Genomic DNA, 1,770 nt, shown 5'->3' on the forward strand with positions numbered 1-1,770 from the left:
GGCCAGCCGCGGCATGCTCTTGAACTACAACGTGTTCGCCCAGAGCAGCGGCGGCTCGGTGGCCAGCAATCTCGACCTGCGTTATTTCGATCCGCACGGCAGCTTGAGCAGCACCGGCGCGGCCATCCTGCGCGGCGAAGAGCGCGGCTACACGCGTTATGACACCACCTGGACTTACGCCAACCAGGACCGTTTGACCACCGTGCAACTGGGCGACACCGTCACCCCGGCGCTGAGCTGGTCGCGCGCGCTGCGCCTGGGTGGCATCGAGTGGCGCCGCAACTTCGAGCTGCGCCCGGACCTGGTGACGTATCCGGTGGCCTCGATTGCCGGTTCGGCCGTCGTGCCCACGAGCGTGGACCTGTTCGTGAACAACGTGCGCCAGTTCAGCACCAGGGTGCCCACCGGCCCGTTCGTGGTCGACCAGGTGGCGGGCCTGAACGGCGCCGGCCAGGCCACCGTCATCACGCGCGATGCGCTGGGACGCGAAGTCGCCACCACGCTGCCGCTGTACGTCGACACCCGCCTGCTGGCGCGCGGCCTGACCGATTTTGCCGTCTCCCTTGGCGCGCTGCGGCGCGATTATGGCGTCGCATCGTTCCGCTACGGCGGTCCGGCGGCAGTGGGCTCGGTGCGCCACGGCTGGACCGATCGCCTGACGCTGGAAGGGCATGCCGAAGCCGGTAGCGGCCAGGTGCTGGTCGGCGGCGGTGTGCTTGCGCGCGTGCCGGGCGCCGGCGTGGCCAGCGGCGCACTGGCGGCCAGCGCCGGCCGTTATCGTGGCTGGCAAGCCACGCTCGGCTACCAGTATGTGTCGCCACGCTTCGCGCTCGACCTGCAATCGATCCGCGCCAGCGCCAGCTTCGGCGACCTGGGCACGCTCGAAGGCACGCCGGTGCCGCGCGCGCTCGACCGGGCCAGCATCAGCACCGCGTTCGCCGGCAACAGCTTCAGTATGAACCTGATTCAGCTGCGCACGCCGCTGGTAGCGGGCGTCGCGCCGGTGCCCGATCCGTTCGGCAACCCGCTGAGCAGGCTGGCCGGGCTGGCCCCGACCCCGGTTCCGTCCCAGGTGACGCGCACCGTGTCGCTGGCCTGGTCGCGCAGCGTCGGCCAGCGCGGCTACTTCAGCCTGGGCGCGTTCCAGGACCTCGAGCGGCGTGCCGAACGGGGCATCACGGCCACCTTCAGCATGGCCTTCGATTCGCGCGTGGCGGTCAACGCCAATGCGGGGCGCCAGCGCGGCGAGCAGGTGGCGTCGGTGTCGATGGGCCGCGCGCCGGACTTCGACGGTGGCCTCGGCTGGGCCGTCCAGGCAGGCAAGACCGGGGCGCAGCGCTACGACCAGGCCCAGGTGCAATACCTGGGCGCGCACGGCCGCGCGATCGTGTCGACGCAGCGCGTAGGCGAGAGCCGCAACACGAGCCTGGATGTCAGCGGCGCCATCGTCGCGATGGATGGCGCGCTGATCACCGCGCGCAATGTCGGGCGCGGCTTCGCGCTCGTCTCGAGCGGCGCGCCCGACCTGCYGGTGCTGCAGGACAATCGCCCGATCGGCCGCACCGACCGCAACGGGCGCCTGCTGGTGCCCGACCTGCAGCCATACGCCGCCAGCCGGATCGCGATCGACCCGTCGTCGCTGCCGTCCGATACCCGCATCCCGCGCACGGTCCTCGAGATCGTGCCGCGCCAGAATGCCGGCGTGGTGGCGCGCTTCGCGATCGAACGCTATGCGGCAGCAACGCTCACGCTGGTGCGCGCCGATGGCAC

1 protein-coding gene is annotated in these 1,770 nt (G+C 71.2%); it reads left to right on the plus strand.

Annotated features, from left to right (window positions below; all coding sequences use genetic code 11):
• Positions 1 to 1,770, plus strand: a 1,770-nt coding sequence (locus AC1DYN_RS32330; protein ID WP_477966857.1) for a fimbria/pilus outer membrane usher protein, incomplete at both ends; no start/stop codon positions are given.

The sequence above is a fragment of the Rhizobacter sp. P2_D12 genome, from assembly GCF_056404395.1.